Below are 17,516 nucleotides of genomic sequence, written 5' to 3' on the forward strand. Positions count from 1 at the left end.
TAATGAAATTACTGCTTATTTTCCTCATTTAATTTAAAACGATCAAGTGGTTACTGTATCGCGATACCAATTTGGTCAGAAAGTTGAACAAGTTGTTGTTCATTATCGAGTTTTATTGACCATTTTGCCTCACTGCAATTGACCGCAACCACATTCGCCCCTCGTCCAATCAATTGGACTGCATCAGTTTGTGCTTGTAATGTTAGCATTTGATCGCCGATGATCTTAATCACGATTTCATGCGGTGTGGCGATGATCTTGCCGACTGAAAATTCAATTACCATATTAAATCTTACTACTTATTGTTCACTTTGACTGGCTGTCATCGGGTTGCTTCTCGACGCTCTATGCTTTTTTACCGCAATCGTTAAGCGACTCGTACAGACTAAGCGTTCACGCTCATCTGTCATGTTGATCTGCCAAACTTGCGTTGAAACACCTAAATGAATGGGTGTCGCTTTACCCGTTACCACGCCTGATCGCATAGCGCGCACATGGTTTGCGTTAATGTCTAATCCAACACAATAGGAATCCTCATCAACGCAAAAGTTAGCCGCGACAGAACCTAACGTCTCAGCTAACACCACTGAAGCACCGCCGTGCAGCATGCCTAATGGTTGATGGGTGAAGTGACACACTGGCATAGTGCCACAAATGTAGTCTTCACCAAGCTCGCTATACTTAATTTGTAGGTGTTCCATCATGGTGTTGCGTGAAGTTTGATTGAGAAGCTCTAAATTAATGTCTCGTTTCCAAATACTCATAAACATATCCGCTTGCGTAGGTTACTGATATTGTAACCTAATGTTATGATTAGCCAACATAATGAATTTACATGGAGAGTGTTATGTCGTGGTTTAAGTTAAGCGCACTCGCAATCGCCGCAAGTTTAACTGCTTGTAGCTCATCGCCCACTGGGCGTAATCAATTACTGCTGTTTTCCGATAGTGATATGAGCAACTTGGGTGCTCAACCTTTTGAACAGATGAAGCAGCAGCAAAAAGTGAGTAACAACGTTAAATTGAACAACTATGTTCAATGTGTCGCGGATGCGGTAACGGCGCAAGTTCCAAAGCAACCCGAATTCGACAAGTGGGAAGTCGTAGTATTTGACAGCGAACAGGTGAACGCCTTTGCCCTTCCTGGCGGTAAAATTGGTGTTTATACCGGTTTGCTTAACGTTGCACAAAACCAAGATCAGTTAGCGACGGTCATTGGTCATGAAATTGCTCACGTGTTAGCTGACCACAGTAATGAACGCCTTTCTCAGTCTCAACTCGCCAATACCGGCTTGCAGCTCACCAGTGTTGCGCTTGGGGCGTCAGAGTACGCGCAATATCGCGAAGCAACCATGGCAGCCTTAGGTCTGGGTGTCCAAGTTGGCGTATTGCTCCCATACGGCAGAACCCAAGAGTCGGAAGCCGATATTGTCGGTTTGGAATTGATGGCTCGTGCCGGGTTTGATCCGCGCCAAAGCATTGCGCTGTGGCAAAACATGGCGAAAGCGTCGAAAGGACAACAACCACCAGAGTTGCTTTCTACTCACCCATCTCACGGTACCCGTATCCAAGATTTAACCGAAACCATGCGCAAACTGCCTAGCTACGGCGCAACAAAGCCGAATTGTAAGGTATAAAAGCAGTAAAGCCGGATAGCAAAAAGGAGCTAATAATAGCTCCTTTTTCATTTTGGTTGATTGTCGCGGTTAAGTACCAAGAATTTGCATTGGTAGCTGTAACAAGGCATCGCCAGACTGAGCGAAATACCAAATGATGCCGACAAGACCACTCACTAACGCAACATACCATACGCCAGCAACCACTTGTCCGTAACGATCAAGTGGTAATAAGTGGCTGGCATGGCGGTAACGCCATTCCATCAGTATTTCCAGCATCCCCATGATCAATAAAAAGCCAAGCAGACTCAAACCAAAGGTGTAGCTGAGTGCAATACCGCCGAGTGCAGCCAATGTACAAAGCACCAACCCGGTAATACTGTTCATCGAAAAGCTAATACTTTTTAAAATATGTCCACCATCTAAAGGCAAAATTGGCAGTAGATTGAACAAATTTAAGAATGCGTTAAAAGCAGCAAGTCCGGCAAAAAAGATTTCACCTGTGACCCAATAAACAACCAGCAGAACTAACGACAGAACAAAGCCAAACATTGGTCCCATGATTGAAATCACGACATCTTGCCAGCGTGTATTTATCTTTTCGTCTGATAAAGCTAACCCGCCAAGGAAGGGAACCAAGTAAATGCCTTTAGTTTTCATGCCAAAGTACTTCATGGCTTTAACATGACCGTATTCATGCACAACAAGACAAGCAATTAATGCTAAAGCAAATTGAAACGAGAACAACCATGAATAGGCGGCAAGGCTTGCAGAGGCTAATACCACTTTTATTAGTTTGGCGCTTTTGAGCATTTTCATACCCAAAGAGAACAAGCCAATCAGGCTAAATCGTCTTTCTGGTTTCGGTGGATTAACGGGTGTTTGCTGTTCAATATCTTTCGTTGAACGTTCACCTTGAGCCAATACTTCACCATTCAGCTTAGCGATATAGTTGAAAGTAAATGGCTGCCAAACTAATGCCACATCGAGCTCACAATGAAGAACCTCTTCCCCTTTCTGTAATTGGAAGCTATGGGATGTATTGTCACCTCGTTCTGAGTCGGCAACAACTTGTGATACCACTTGGTTATCCCAATACAGTTCTTGCCAGCCAGCCATACTGCCTTCCAGTCTTAGAGGTCGGCCAAGAAAATCAATCGAAAGAAGCTCCACTTTTAACCTATTAATTTGCTATATCAACTGAGCTGATTATGCCTCGCAGCACTAAAGAGGTAAAGAAAATGAAGCCTAATGTTACATTGTCACTCAACATAAGTTATTGACTTGATGAAAGGTGTTGGTTATTTAAACAAATAATGGCGTAAAAAATTAGTTTACAGCAGTTAATCCTTTGCTTTACCGAATACCCCTTTTAATTAGTCGGATAAAGTGCATAATAGGCCCCGTTATTAATCCCGACTATATGTGAGTCCATTATGTCTATTGAAGCTACAATGCTACAACGTTGCGAATCTAAGTGTGAATTATGTGCTGCTGAAGCACCTCTTACTGCTTACGCGGTACCACCGCACAGCCACGTAACTGTGGATTACGGCATCATGGTATGTGACAAATGTCTGGGCGAAATCGAAGAACCAAAAGACATTAACCACTGGCGTTGTCTAAATGACAGCATGTGGAGTCAAGTAGTACCTGTTCAAGTAACAGCATGGCGCCAACTTACTCGCCTAAACAGCGAGAGCTGGGCTCAAGATGCACTTGATATGATGTACATGGAAGAAGAAACTAAAAACTGGGCAATGATCGGTATGTCTTCAGATGACAAACCACTTGATTGCAACGGCGTTGAACTGAAAAAAGGTGACGACGTAACAGTAATCAAAGACCTTCCAATCAAAGGCTCAACTCAAGTAATCAAGCAAGGTACTGTTATCCGTGGTATCGGTCTTACAGATGATCCAACACACATCTCTGGTAAGGTTAACGGCGGTCAATCAATGTACGTAATCGCTGAATACTGCCGTAAGAAGTAATTCTTAGAGTACACGAAAGAAAAGCACCTTTTAGGTGCTTTTCTTTTGCCTGCTATTCGCGTTAATCTACTCCCTAACTCGCTATTTTTTCGATAACCAGTTTGAGATCGTTCGTGCTTTGCTGCACTTGAGCGTTCATCTCGTTAGTTTGGGTCATTAATTCGTATGAGTCTGTGTATTTAATGTTGATTGACTGGATGTTCTCATTTATCTCGTCCGAAACATGAACCTGTTCTTCAATTGCCACCGCAATTTGCTGATTGCGATCGACGACGTCTTGAACCAACTCTTCCAGTAACTGAATACTATCTTGAGCCTGCGTGATTGACTCCACAGTACTGCTGGATTTTTCATTACCCTTTTTCAGCGCATCAACAGCAGAATTACTTCCACTTTGAATGTTCTCAATTGCAGATTGAATCTCGGTGGTTGATTCCTGCGTTCTTTGCGCGAGGGTGCGAACTTCATCGGCCACAACCGCAAATCCACGCCCCTGCTCTCCCGCTCTTGCCGCTTCAATGGCTGCGTTAAGGGCAAGTAAGTTGGTTTGCTCTGCAATATCGTTGATGACTTCTACCACCGAACCAATTTGGTTAGTCTGTTGATTAAGGTCGGTAACTGTATGAGAGATTTCTTTCAACTCGTTAACCAGTTCCATAACAGAATGATTGACATTGTTTATCACATCTCGGCTTTCACTCATCGTGTGCTGTGCTTTTAACGTAGCATCAGCGGTCGCCTGCGCATTCTGAGAGATTTCTGCTGACGCAGCCTGCATTTCGTTGACTGATGTAGCCACTATGTCGATTTCAACTTTTTGCTCACTGAGATTTTGTGTCACCCTTTCACTGTTGGTCGCAGCATGATCGGCATTTTCTCGCGTGTCTTGGCACGAATCCATCACTGAGATACCGACTCGACCTAAAAGTGCGTTGGCGTATTGTTTACGCATTTTCATACCCAACTCGATTTCAGCGAGATCATTAACTCGCCCGCAGTAGATATGCTCCATTAATGGGTTATTAAAATCTTCGCGCGCTTGTTGGGCAATTTTTTCCAATGGGCGCGTTAAGGCAAATATCGATGCGACGGATAAAGATGCCATTGTAACGGTCGCGACCATTGCTGACTGTCCATAAGCGACCAATAGATTGGCAATGGCTGTAGATGCACCAATCCAAAAAGCACTGCGCATCCAAAGACGAGTCCTAGGTAACATTAAAGTAAAGGGCGTTTTATTGTTACGAAGCTTGGCGTAAGCTTTTTCTGCTCGTTCGACGTGAATTCTTTCGGGCTTGAAGCGTACAGATTGAAATTCGACTATTTTTCCGTTATGTAAAATTGGAGATGCGAATGCGTCAACCCAGTAATAACCTCCGCCTTTTCTTTGGTTTTTAACCATCCCCATCCAATGTTTGCCACTTTGTAAATGACTCCAAAGATCTTTGAACGCAGCTTTGGGCATATCTCGATGTCTGACGACATTATGTGGTTTGCCTTCTAGCTCACCGGGTTCATAGCCGGCAACTTCACTGAAATGATTACTCGCGTATTTTATATAACTGGATGGATCTGTAATTGAGATGAGGTTGTAACTGGAGGGATAATCGTATTCCATTTCGCCCATAATTATTTCCTTACCTAGACCTACTGACAATGCCACTCAATAGAGCAACAAGTTGCTTATCGAGTTAATGGTAAGCTTAGAGCATAATCCTTACTAATGTGATGGATATCGATTATTTTTGTCGATGTTACATATAAGCAGTTAGAAAGCTTAGATTTATTCCATAAAAAAACGCCAGCTAGTGGCTGACGTTTCTATCATTTGCTCGCTTATCAGTATAAACCGATATCTTTACGCATGTGACCTGACAAATCACTCGCATAATGTGTGCGATGTTCAGGACGATCAGTGAACAAGATATCTAATAAGTGAGCGATTAATCCTTTAATGTTAACCGAGTAGGTTTTGCTGTCCTTAGAGATTGGTGATAAAACTGTGTTAGCGTCAAGAACCTGTGCCATACGCGCCTCTCTTACAATTCGGATAACCTTCGATAGTTAAATATTAACCACTTTTTTTCGGTGCAAATAATGACAAATATTCGAAATTAAGATTAGTTTTTCTAATGAAACACATCGTTAACATTCAAGGTTTGTAAATATTCGAAAAGCAACACTTAGAGTATTTATTCTTGCATAATCGCTGCATAAATATTGAGGTTATAAAAAAGCCCCGTTAACGAATAACATAATATTTACATACTTTTGTTATCGCTACGAGGCTTTTATCACACTTTAATTATATGAGATTAAAGTGTTTCTTGTGTTACTTCTGCTGAACGACGTTGTTTCATCACAGAAGCAATCACTGCAACTGTCATTGTAATCAATAGTACTAGAAGCGATACTGGTGTTGGGATTGCCCACGCCGTACCAACCAGTAGCATTTTCACACCGATAAACATCATGATGAATGCTAGTGCTGGTTTTAGATAGATAAACTTATCCATCATACCTTGCAATACAAAGTAAAGTGAACGTAGACCCAATAGAGCAAACACGTTAGCAGCAAGTACTAGGAATGGTTCACGAGTTACGGCAAAAATCGCAGGAATAGAGTCTAGAGCAAACATCACATCCATAAATGCGATCACACCAATAACGATCATCATAGGTGTTACACAACGCTTACCATTCTCAATCACTGTTAGTGCATTTTCGCGGTAACCGTCAGTAACTGTCGCGAACTTACGAATGATTTTCTCTGGCAGTGGGTTAACTTCTTCTTCTTCACCTTTATCACGAGCAAGCTGAATACCCGTCCAAATTAGGAACGCTGCAAAGATGTATAGAATCCAGTGATATTGAGCTAGAAGCTGCGCACCGACACCGATCATGATTGCACGTAGAACAAGCGCACCGATCACACCCCAAAGTAGCGCACGTGGGCGTAAATGCTCAGGCACCGCATACTGAGTGAAGATAATCGCAAAAACAAACAAGTTGTCTACGCTGAGTGATTTCTCAAGCAGGTAACCAGTAATGAAGGATACGGTTGCTTTTTCCGCGCTGTAGCTACTACCTGGAGCATAAATGTCCCAGAAAAAGTAGATAGATGCCGCGAAAACGAATGCTAAAGCAAACCAGAATACACTCCAGATTGCCGCTTTACGGATGGTGATTTTTCCACCGCGAGTTTGCCAGATATCCAGCGCTACAAGCGTTAAAGTAAGAATGGCAAAGCCAATATAAGTAGACGGGGTCATGCGTCCTCCCAAAAATCGGAGGGATCTGGAATATAAAATAACGATCCCTACCGCAAGCAAAAGACCTCCTTCCCTAAGGAAAGAGAATTTGATTACGTTGGTCTCGTCGAAGCGCTAAGCGCTTATACTTACCGGAAAGGCTTGAAACCTAACGAGATGACGATAAGTAAACCAGAGGCGACTACTCCCCAAACGAGGCGGATTGTAAGGCTCACGCGTTAACTTTGCAACCTGAAAAAGTGCAGATATTGATTTAATTTATGTTTGTTTGTTGTATGAATAGTATGTGTGAATTTATTAAAAGCAAATTGTCGATTTTGTTTAAAAAGAGACCATAATTGGTCTCTTAATACGAAGACAAATAATCTCAAGACATACTCGCCTTAAAATTGGTAAGCGGCAGATATTTTGTAGTTTCTGCCCGGTTCATAATCATCCATCGTTATTCCATTCCAAGGAATAACGCCCGAACGTGAAGCATGTGAGGTATATTGCTCGTTAAAGATGTTATCTATACCAAAGGTCAGGTAGAAACTATCTAGTTCAGAAGGAATCCATTGCACATAGAGATTATGAACGTCATAGCTGGCTTTTGCAGGTTGCCCATCAAAGACATTATCTTCTTCTTTTACCCACATTGAGTTCCAGCCGAAAATACTATCAAGTGCATCTGACTGGTAGTTTACGGTCAACGCGATACTGTCTCCCATATCAATACTTCGACCATTTCCACCCGCGATAGGTTGATTGGTTTGTTTGTTTTTAGTATCGGATTTTGAATATGACACTTTGCTAGAAAGTGACTCATAACTGTACGTTATACTACTTTCAAAACCTTCAATCTCGACATCACCTAGGTTGTAGATATCATAATTGCGAGTCGCGCGGTTATAAGATTCAGCAATATAATCGTCTATCTCGGTTTGGAATAACGTAAAGTTCATGCCTAAAGCATGGCGACCGAATCTTTGATCATAGCGAGCACCACCTTGAGTATTACGTCCGGTTTCAGCTTTGAGTCCTTCTTGTAGATACGCTACGTTTTGATAAGCAATGAACGTTTCTAACAGTTCAGGACCTTTAAATAGCGTTCTAGTGCTCGCAAAGAATGTTAGACCGTCGATGGGTGTCAATTCAGTTGCAAGTGACCATGTCACGTCGTCATAACGATTGTTACCTACTTCAGCTTTACGCTGATAATCATCGTATCTCAATCCAGCTGAAAGGTTGAAGAAATCGGTGAAGATAAACTTGTTTTCTGCGAACAGTGCGGTTGAAACTGCTGACTCATCCATAAACTTACTTGAACCATAATAACTGGTTGAAGTTTTATCCATATAATCAGCACCATAAATCAGTTGGTTGTCAATTCCTAATAATGCTAACCCGGATTGAAACTTAACGTTAAGACCAAAATTCTGATTCTTCGCGCTATTTTTAGATGCTCGATTTCCAGGCCATGAACCAAGCATTACCGACTCATCACGCACGATTTCTGTTTCCGAATTGTAGAGGGTGACATCCCCTTTGTGTTTATCTTTCCGTAATTGATAGTTAAGAGTGATGGTATCACGCGAGTAATCCGTCGGGATAAGTTTATCATTTGATAAACCATTATTTGCGTTTCCTGACATGTCGGGACGAGGATTGTAGTCGCCACTATCTTTATATAGGTCATAGCTAAGTTCCAAACGGTGTACGCTACCAAACTCATAACCTAACTTGGTAAGAATATTATACACGTCCCCTTTCGTACCGAATGTCTTATTACCATCGCCATCTTCGAAGTCATCGCGCGTAACATAGTGACCGTAAATCATCGCATCAACGTTTTCGCCTAGTAAACCATATAGCGTTAATGATCCTTGCTGGCTATCATTGGATGCGTAACCTCCATATAAGCGAGCGCCGTAAGTTTCATCGTATCGAAGTAAATCTCGCGCATCTTTTGTTTCAAAATAGACTGACCCACCGAGCCCACTTTGAGTCACTGAGTTATTACCTACCTGAATATCCGCTGATTTTAGAATGTCCGGGTTCAGCGTTAAGTTTCCGATGTGGTGGAACATATTGGCATGCTGAGAAGCTCCGTCAAGGCGAATATCCAAATCAGTTTCACCTAAACCGCGAATTGCGATACGTTGATTTACCGAATGTGTTCCTCCAACGTCAACCCCCGGCACTTCTCTCAATAAGTCTGATAGATGGTCTGCTTGCTTTACCGACATATCTTCCGCAAAGATCGACTCTGTATTACTTGTAACTTTCGTTCCCCAGACAACAACATCTTCCACCTCAGATATTGCCTGCTCGGCGAACGCGGTATGACTGGTTGCGATCGTGACCGCCAAAGCAAGTGTTGAGGGTGTAAAGATAGATCTTATTGGGCTTTCCATAACAACAATCCTTAGATGGTAATGATAATATTTCGCATTGATGTTAAGGTCGTTATTAATCAATTTGAATACCAATCGGTTATGAAAAATCGTTGATATATTGTGAGGAATCGGCAAATGGTTACAGAATCAACAAAACGAATTAAGTTTGTTAAAGTGGCACTAACCAAAAAACTAGAACAATGTGAAAAACAGATTATCGTCGCGCCCGGTCAGGGTTCTCAGTCAACGCTTGCTGAGGGGCAGTTTTTATCGCATAAATACCATGAAAAAATATTTGTGCATGGTGGGCATAGTACCGAACTGGTCGACCGAAGTATTGTTTCAACAGCTCATCCAGCCCTTTTAATAACCTTGCTGCTACGCGGTAAACTCAATTTTGCGTACGACGACTTAGCGTTTGATCTTCAGACTGACAACGGTGCGCGAGGAGTCGTGGTTAACTTAACTCGACCTGCAAATTTCTATCGTTCTATGACTAAAGACAATCGTGTAAGCAAGATTAATATTCTCATCAAGCCCCATTGGTTGCAGGAACGATATTGCGGGCAAAACTCGTTAGAAGACTTTTTAGCTATCGACAAAAACCATTTTGAACTCATATTTGACTCCCGTCTGACTGATCTTTTAGGAGAAGTTCTTAGTAACCAAAAACCTGATTCCTTATTGGAAAAAATTGAAATAGAGAGTTTAGTTCAACAGATTATTGTTGCGTGCTTGAAACAAGTGCCAGAAAGAAGTGAACAAGTAAATATTTTAACTACCGTGAATAGCGATCTAACAGTTGAAGATATCGTCAGCTACATAGAAACCAATCTTAATCACCAGCTGACCCTCACTCATTTATCGGCACACTTTAATATGAGTGTTTCTAAACTTCAGCGGCTATTTAAACAATCATATAACTTAACAATTAACGGTTATATACGTGCAAGGCGTCTTGACAATGCGAGGCAACAAATTGAAAGAGGTCTAATTTCCATAACACAAGCGGCGTATGAAGCCGGCTATCAGCATCCTGCAAACTTCACTCATGCGTTTAAAAAAGAATTTGGGACAAGTCCGTACCAATGGCTAAATGATTCAAATTGACTCATCAATCATCTCAAAGTAAAAAGGAGCAAATCATTTGCTCCTTTCTATTACATAGCACCACTGGGAATGGCGTACACCATCACAGCCCAAACTAAAACCCAGCTTACTACGACCGCGACATCGAACCAGTCTTTACTCCACATGATGACTCCCTGCTATTGGATAGGATTCAGTGACCCCAAAACATAATTAGCAAAGAGCATACCAGTTGAGCGAAATTTAACCTTTGCTGTCAGCAGCTTGTGACTTTCGTTCAAGAACTTTCGGGTTATCAGTAAAATACGCAATCAAACAGTCTGCCATAGACTCGTTAGAAACTATGCCCTCACCTTGCATATTGAGAATCGCCTCGTAACCCTCTTTGCCTTTCATCGTGTAAGCAGAAGAGGTTCCAGTGTAGCACTCGTCGTCCAACACTGGTTGCCATACGCCATTAAGCATAATCTCGAGATGCGAAACTCTGTTACCCATCGGCGCTGTGGCATCATACTCATAACGTAGGTTGGCAACATATGGATATGAACCTGAGCCCGTCCCTTCCACACCGTTGTTGGTGGCATTGTTAATCGCACCTTCGATAATAGCGGCAATATATTGACCTTTAATCTTATAGACGCCAATTGGAACCAAAAACGGCAATACCTTTCCGGCGATGTCGGCAACCGAGATTTTGCCAGGGTCTATAGAGTTACGCACTCCTCCAGCATTATGAATCGCAAACTGCGCATGATGACCTTGCTTATTCATCATGTGGATAAACGACTCAGCAACAAGTGGTGCTATCTCACTGCCCCCCTTTTCATCGGGAATACGGATATGACGTAATTTACGTTTCGTCGTGGCAATAAATGTTTGCTGTAACTCGCGCACACGAGTCTGATAGCGCTCTTTCAAGATCAATTTTATCGTCGGATCTTTGCGACAAGCGGTCACGAGTGGGTGTCTATCTAGTAAGTCACGCAACGCTTGGTAATCGCTTTCTTGCCACGATTGGCTGCGACTGGTATCGACAAACAAACGACGTCCCACCAGCAGCTCGTTTCGACCACTGAAGTTGGTTATGATGCCATCTTGGTCAAAGTCGATGTCGCAATGACCGAGCGCGAGCGCATGAAAGCCCGCTTGAACCACATGGGTATTATTCACTCTAATGCCGTAAGGGTCGCTATTGCCTAGCCCTAGTGCAGAAAAGTCGCCTTGTAACACGTGACTATGCCCACCGACAATCAACGAGATACCATCGACATGGTTGGCAAAGTCGAGATCCGCGTCATACCCCATATGACTTAACAAGATAATCTTGTTAATCCCCGCCTTATGAATTTGATTGACGGTATTACGGGCGGTTTCAATCGCATTAACAAACGGAGTATCAGCATCTGGGTTTGAGATATCCGCCATTTTGTCCAGCGCCAAAGCGAAGATTGCGATAGGTTCTTGTTCTACGTGCTTAACAATCCATTGTGCCGATTGTGTCGAAGGTTTGTAGCTATACACATTTGGGTTGCCGCTCAAAACTACTGGGTTATCTTTTAATTCACGTGATAAATCCCAGTTTCCCGCTAGCAGTGGAAAGTCAATTCGATTGGCAAATTCTGCGACAGGTAAATTGCCCATGTCCAGTTCATGATTGCCTACTGCCATCGCATCAAGCCCTAACTGGTTGAGCAACGTAGAGTTCGCTTCGCCTTTAAATAGTGAATAGAACAGTGTGCCTTGGAAACAATCGCCGGCATGGAAGAATAGAAAACCGCGATTTTGTTCGGATGATTCGGCGCGCAGTTCTTCAACGCGCGTTTTGATTCTTGCGAAGCCACCAGCGCTGACATAAGGACTGGTTTTGGTCTCGTCATTATTTACATTGAGTTGTAGAGACGTTGGTTCAAAGTATGAGTGGGTATCATTGATATGAGCCACTCTAACGCTTATGGCTCTATTGTTTTTCATTGTCATTTCTCTTCTCACTTTTCACCGCCATGCTACTCCATTCTTTATGACATGTTGATTACTTTTTTAAGTAAAAACAGTGACACATAAGATATGTGACCTAAGCGTATGCTTATATTGAATTTTTCTTTTATGCTTAAATTAAGTTAGCAAAGTTTAAAGGTGAATTTATGTTGCTAGAGCGAATCGAGATTGCCGGATTTCGCGGCATCAAACGACTCTCAATTTCTTTTGAGCAACTCACTGCTTTGATTGGTGAAAACACTTGGGGTAAATCCTCGTTGCTCGATACTCTTTCTGTCGCCTTGCCCCCGGAGGGAGAGCCTTATCAATTCAAAATTACAGATTTTCACGTCGATTACTCAGTCTCTTCTCCGCAAACGCAAGATCTTCAAATCGTAATCAGCTTTTTGGCAAGTGATATCAAAGAGGTAAACTCTCGCCGTTATCGTCGGGTTAAACCTGTATGGGTCGTTAACCAAGACAACGAGCACAGAATCTATTATCGAATCAGTGCCAGTCGCGATGGTCATAACGTAGAAACACATTATGACTTTCTTAATGCCGAAGGCGATCCTTTAGCATTGCATCATTGCGAGAAGATCGCCCAAGAATTAATGACACTGAACCCAGTTATTCGTTTAAAAGACTCACGCCGATTTGAGCGAAACTTTGAAAGCAATGGCAACAGCTTGAATGAACGAGTGGAAAAACGCATCAATAATACATGTCGCCGTTTAATGGCTATCCCCGGTCATGTGAATAAGGGGGAAATGCGCAGTAGCCTCAAATCAATGGGAATGCTGGTCGAGCACTACTTTTCGTTCAAGTCGAACACCCGTATTGAGCATGATCAACCAAGAGATGGGATCTTTTTCGCACGTAAATCCGATTCGCTTTCTATTGGTGAGTACGTTGAGAAATCGAATAACAAACAAACACGATTGCTTTTACTTGGACTACTCAATGCTTACTTACAAGCGAAAGGACCAAACCGCCTTAGAAAAGGCGCAAGACCGATATTGATCATAGAAGATCCTGAAGGTCGCCTACACCCAACCCAACTCTCTCGCGCCTGGGGCTTGTTGCAACTCCTACCGATGCAAAAGATCCTTACCACCAACAGTGGTGCGTTGTTAGGGCAATTGCCGGTTCACTGTATTCGCCGTTTAGTCCGCCAATCTGACAAAACAATTTGCACCAGTCTTTCAACCCAAGGACTTTCGAGGGATGAGTTACGCCGTGTTGGCTTTCATATTCGCTTTCATCGCTCGGGCGCCCTATTTGCTCGCTGCTGGTTGCTTGTCGAAGGTGAAACAGAAGTTTGGCTTTTCAATGAATTGGCAAATCAATGCGGCTATAACTTAGCGGCGGAAGGCGTACAAATCATCGAATTTGCCCAATCCGGTTTAAAATCATTAATTAAAGTAGCAAAGGCGTTTGGTATTGATTGGCATGTGGTGACTGACGGAGACCCCGCGGGGAAAAAATACGCAGCCACAGTACGAGCAAGACTTGGGCACGATCAAGAAAGACACCGTTTAACCGAGTTGCCCGATAAAGATATCGAGCACTTTCTTTACAACAATGGTTTTGAACCGTTTTTCCGCGAGATGGTTAAGATTCCACTTGATCACCAAATTCCAGCCAAAAAGGTGGTCAATAAGGTGTTGAAGAAGTTTGCCAAGCCCGATCTTGCTTTGGCGATAGTTTCACATTGTGAGGATAAAGGGCTTGAGTGTATCCCTCTGCTCCTTCGTTGGACGCTAAAACGGGTAGTCACGATGGCAAACGGTAATACCTAACACCAATTTGGTCTATACCCGTTATCAATTTTCTTAATTGCGGTTTTGTGGTTGTGCTATAGCAGACTCTGTTGTTTGATTTAACTTAGCGTGCAGCCACAGACCCGTCGTTTTCATTGTGTATCCAAAGATCCCGCCAATAACTAGTGATGGCACCACGAGTTGCCAGTCGCCGTTTGCAGCAAAGGTGGCGCAAGAACCAATGAAAGTCCCGGGAATAAAGGCAAGCCAAGCGTTTTTGGCTTGTAGACACATAAATAGTGTCACCACACCAGTCAGCATGTAACCGAGTATTTCCATTGAGATATAATGACTGCCTTGAATAATCATCATCGCCCAAAACACGCCAGTTAAATTAGTGATAAGGCTTATCACTAATCCTTTTGCTCCTTCATAAGGTGCAGCAAAGAAACTTGTGCAGCCAAGAAAACCAGCCCATGCGAGCAAACCTAAACTTACCGCGACCCATCCCCAAATACCGGATAGGATGGCTGTAGTGATAGAAATTGCGACTAGTACGCTCATTGGTTGTCTCTTGGTTTCTAAACTTTGTGCACACTATAGTGGCAAATTGCACAAATAACACAATAGTGATCACACTTTTCAATTTCGAAACAACACAAGTTACACGCAAATATTGACGCAATCGATGTATCAACAGAATCAGTAATAATTAAATCAAACCTATTTATCCACATTCAAACAAAAAAGCCCAAGTCACACAAACTTGGGCTTACGAAATGTTTTAAGAACAATACGTATCTAAAAGACTGATTTACCTTTCATCATCCTTAAGCCTTCTCGTTTGATACACTCAACTAGAGGGTTTTCAATCATGTCAGCCCGCCAAACAAACGACAAAGTACGTTCCATATTGAGATCAGGTACATTCAAAGCAACCAAAGCACCACTTTCGATATAGCGTTCAACGTCCAAGTATGGCAAACAAGTTAAATATTGCCCATTTGCCACCATACGACGCAGCACTGGCACGTGCTCGTATTCACGCCAAACATCCAAATCTTCAACAAGATGATGAATCGAGCTATCAAAAATCATCCGTGTACCAGAACCATGCTCGCGCAATACCCAGCGCGCTTGCTCGAGTTGTGAAAGTGAAACGCGTTCTGACTTGGCAAAAGGGTGATGAGCAGACGCTACGACTGTTAAATGATCTCGACACCACTCTTCTTGGTGTAAACGGTTGTCGTCGCAGCGGCCTTCAATAATGCCAATATCAAATTTGTAATCAATTAACCCTTGTAAAACGTTATCGGTACTCTGCACATTGAGCTTAATTCGTAATTCTGGAAAGTCATTATCAATTCTACTGATAAGGTCAGGAATCAAGTGCTCAGCGGGAGTTTGGCTCGCGCCAATCGTAATTTCTCCACTTAATAGATGTTGTTCGATAAAACCTAGCTCAATTTGTTGAGCATCTTGAAGTAAGCGCTTAGCCTTCGGCCTGAGCCAGTTCCCCCAATGGGTTAATGCCATCTGCTTACCTTGCCTTTCAAACAAAGGTCTGCCCAACATCTTTTCTAATTGCGCAAGCGACATACTGGTCGCGGATTGAGTTAATGCGAGTTTATCTGCAGCTAGACTTACACTTCCGGTGTCAGCTACCGCATCAAAGACTGCCAACTGTTTCAAAGAATAACGCATAACACTCCTTTTCGTTATAACGCTAATGATTGTTGGTATTTAGTGCGATACGCGAGATGCGCACCAAAATCATTCTACTCGCATTTTTTTGCATATCAAATTTTCTGATGAGATTTGTAAACATTATCAATTTTACCTGTACGAAATTCCCCCCTAATCTGAAATGGCGATGCAGAGATTAGCTCGCAAATAAACATAAGGAGGTAATTATGAAAATCACAACTAGGAGCGCGTATGTCATCTAACCACGCGAACAATCAATGTTTTTCTCCTGTTGAAATGATGGCTGAAGCTGAAAAGTTTGCATTAAGTAAAGCCAAGAAAAACACCGGTATGACATTAAGTCTCGCCATCATGGCAGGCGCTTTTATCGGGCTGGCGTTTCTCTTTTATATCACAGTAACCACAGGTGCCACGGAATCTGGTTGGGGACTGAGTCGCCTGGCTGGTGGTCTCGCTTTTAGTATGGGACTGATCCTAATTGTGATATGTGGTGGCGAGCTTTTTACAAGTTCTGTTTTATCCAGCATCTCATGGGCAAATCGCCAAATTAGTTTTGGCAAGATGCTTTCGATTTGGGGAAAGGTTTACGTCGGTAACTTTATTGGGGCGATGTTGTTGCTGGTGATTGTATCTGCTGCAGGTTTGTATCAGATGGATCACGGACAGTGGGGACTGAATGCACTCAACATCGCCCAACACAAGTTACACCACACTACTGTGCAGGCCTTTGCCTTGGGTGTGCTTTGTAACCTTTTGGTTTGTCTCGCTATCTGGCTCACGTTTAGTAGTGGCAATGCAATGACAAAAGCAGCAATGACAATCATGCCGGTGGCGATGTTTGTCTCAAGCGGCTTCGAACACTGCGTAGCAAACATGTTTATGGTGCCACTTGGCATCGTAATTCAAAACTTTGCACCTGAATCGTTTTGGTCAATGACTGGCGTAACAGCGGCTCAATATGCAGATCTGAATATTATGCAGTTTATAACTGCAAACCTTATCCCGGTAACACTAGGCAATATTGTTGGTGGTGCAGTGCTTGTCGGGCTGGCGAACTGGTGTATTTACCGTCGCCCGCAACTTAAAGCAGCCAACATTTCAACAATAACTACTACCGCGAATATTGCGTCAGTTAAGGAGAACACTATGAACAGCAACATCATCGTCAAAAACATTATGAACACTCAACCTGTCACTCTTACTGCAGACATGACCACGCCAAAAGCGATCGATCATTTGCTTTCTAATCAGGAAGTAAGCGCACCAGTAACCGATGTTCAAGGTCGTTTGGTTGGATTCTTTTCTGCGCACGATGTGATGGTTGATTTATGGTGCCAAGATTATATCCCTACTCAGGGGCAAAAAGTGGTTGATTTAATGTCACGTGATGTCATCGCGATTGATGTTAATGACAAACTGGTCGATGTCGCTGAGTATCTTTGCATCGATAAAGAGCAACTATACCCAACAACTTCAATGGGTATTGCAACGCGCTTCTCTACACTTTCGTTAGAAGAACGTGCCAAGAGTATCAAAGTGAACAAACCACACGTATTGCCAGTACTTGAAGATGGTCAAATGGTTGGTGTGGTAAGCCGTCTAGACATTCTTGATGCACTTCGTTCAGTATATGGCAAGCCAACGGAGGTATTAGAAGCTCACCAGCAATCTGCATAGTAAACCGCTAGATAGCATACCCCTTGATAACAAAAAGCGCCTTAAGT

At 42.8% G+C, this 17,516-nt stretch carries 15 protein-coding genes; 5 read left to right on the forward strand and 10 right to left on the reverse strand.

Translation table 11 applies throughout. The annotated features are described in order from the left end of the window. Positions 1–50 precede the first annotated feature (50 nt). Positions 51–284, reverse strand: coding sequence for a DUF3389 family protein (locus GZN30_RS18225; RefSeq protein WP_075652623.1), 234 nt, complete (start codon positions 282–284; stop codon positions 51–53). 15 nt (positions 285–299) lie between these two features. Beyond that, complete coding sequence (locus tag GZN30_RS18230; RefSeq protein WP_075652624.1) at positions 300–764, reverse strand: hotdog fold thioesterase; 465 nt, start codon at positions 762–764, stop codon at positions 300–302. Between the two features lie 83 nt (positions 765–847). On the opposite strand from GZN30_RS18230, the gene GZN30_RS18235 reads away from it, so the two are divergent. Then, positions 848–1,636, forward strand: a complete 789-nt coding sequence (locus tag GZN30_RS18235) for a M48 family metallopeptidase (RefSeq protein ID WP_075652625.1) — start codon at positions 848–850, stop codon at positions 1,634–1,636. A gap of 69 nt (positions 1,637–1,705) precedes the next feature. Here GZN30_RS18235 and GZN30_RS18240 read toward each other — a convergent pair whose 3' ends face one another. Beyond that, a complete protein-coding gene (locus GZN30_RS18240) occupies positions 1,706–2,788 on the reverse strand; it encodes a site-2 protease family protein (RefSeq protein ID WP_075652626.1) in 1,083 nt (360 codons plus the stop codon). 263 nt (positions 2,789–3,051) lie between these two features. Between GZN30_RS18240 and GZN30_RS18245 the strand changes: the two genes are divergently transcribed. Beyond that, the gene (locus GZN30_RS18245; RefSeq protein ID WP_075652627.1) at positions 3,052–3,609 is read left to right on the forward strand and encodes a PhnA domain-containing protein; all 558 of its coding nucleotides are present in this window, start codon (positions 3,052–3,054) and stop codon (positions 3,607–3,609) included. A 73-nt stretch (positions 3,610–3,682) separates the two neighbouring features. On the opposite strand, the gene GZN30_RS18250 is transcribed toward GZN30_RS18245, so the two are convergent. The 4 genes from GZN30_RS18250 to GZN30_RS18265 form a co-directional block, all read right to left on the reverse strand. Then, positions 3,683–5,236, reverse strand: a complete 1,554-nt coding sequence (locus GZN30_RS18250; RefSeq protein ID WP_075652628.1) for a methyl-accepting chemotaxis protein — start codon at positions 5,234–5,236, stop codon at positions 3,683–3,685. A gap of 212 nt (positions 5,237–5,448) precedes the next feature. After that, complete coding sequence (locus GZN30_RS18255; protein WP_075652629.1) at positions 5,449–5,637, reverse strand: hypothetical protein; 189 nt, start codon at positions 5,635–5,637, stop codon at positions 5,449–5,451. Positions 5,638–5,924: 287 nt separating this feature from the next. Further along, complete coding sequence (locus GZN30_RS18260) at positions 5,925–6,881, reverse strand: TerC/Alx family metal homeostasis membrane protein (protein WP_075652630.1); 957 nt, start codon at positions 6,879–6,881, stop codon at positions 5,925–5,927. Between the two features lie 383 nt (positions 6,882–7,264). Continuing rightward, complete coding sequence (locus GZN30_RS18265) at positions 7,265–9,277, reverse strand: TonB-dependent siderophore receptor (RefSeq protein ID WP_075652631.1); 2,013 nt, start codon at positions 9,275–9,277, stop codon at positions 7,265–7,267. A 117-nt stretch (positions 9,278–9,394) separates the two neighbouring features. Between GZN30_RS18265 and GZN30_RS18270 the strand changes: the two genes are divergently transcribed. Further along, positions 9,395–10,369, forward strand: coding sequence for a helix-turn-helix transcriptional regulator (locus GZN30_RS18270; RefSeq protein WP_161987108.1), 975 nt, complete (start codon positions 9,395–9,397; stop codon positions 10,367–10,369). Between the two features lie 222 nt (positions 10,370–10,591). Here the strand turns inward: GZN30_RS18270 and GZN30_RS18275 are convergent, their stop codons facing one another. Next, on the reverse strand, positions 10,592–12,325 hold the full coding sequence (locus GZN30_RS18275; protein WP_075652633.1) for a bifunctional metallophosphatase/5'-nucleotidase: 1,734 nt from the start codon (positions 12,323–12,325) through the stop codon (positions 10,592–10,594). Between the two features lie 164 nt (positions 12,326–12,489). Between GZN30_RS18275 and GZN30_RS18280 the strand changes: the two genes are divergently transcribed. Continuing rightward, positions 12,490–14,124 carry an ATP-dependent endonuclease gene (locus GZN30_RS18280; protein ID WP_075652634.1) on the forward strand — a complete coding sequence of 545 codons (1,635 nt, stop codon included), beginning with the start codon at positions 12,490–12,492 and terminating at the stop codon, positions 14,122–14,124. 33 nt (positions 14,125–14,157) lie between these two features. On the opposite strand, the gene GZN30_RS18285 is transcribed toward GZN30_RS18280, so the two are convergent. Continuing rightward, positions 14,158–14,649: a DUF1097 domain-containing protein gene (locus tag GZN30_RS18285; RefSeq protein ID WP_075652635.1), complete on the reverse strand. Its 492-nt coding sequence runs from the start codon at positions 14,647–14,649 to the stop codon at positions 14,158–14,160. A 237-nt stretch (positions 14,650–14,886) separates the two neighbouring features. Next, on the reverse strand, positions 14,887–15,789 hold the full coding sequence (locus tag GZN30_RS18290) for a LysR substrate-binding domain-containing protein (RefSeq protein WP_075652636.1): 903 nt from the start codon (positions 15,787–15,789) through the stop codon (positions 14,887–14,889). Between the two features lie 234 nt (positions 15,790–16,023). Here GZN30_RS18290 and focA point away from each other — a divergent pair, with 234 nt between their 5' ends. After that, positions 16,024–17,469: a formate transporter FocA gene (focA, locus tag GZN30_RS18295; RefSeq protein WP_075652637.1), complete on the forward strand. Its 1,446-nt coding sequence runs from the start codon at positions 16,024–16,026 to the stop codon at positions 17,467–17,469. Positions 17,470–17,516: the final 47 nt, after the last annotated feature.

Source organism: Vibrio ponticus (assembly GCF_009938225.1).
Taxonomy (GTDB): domain Bacteria; phylum Pseudomonadota; class Gammaproteobacteria; order Enterobacterales; family Vibrionaceae; genus Vibrio; species Vibrio ponticus.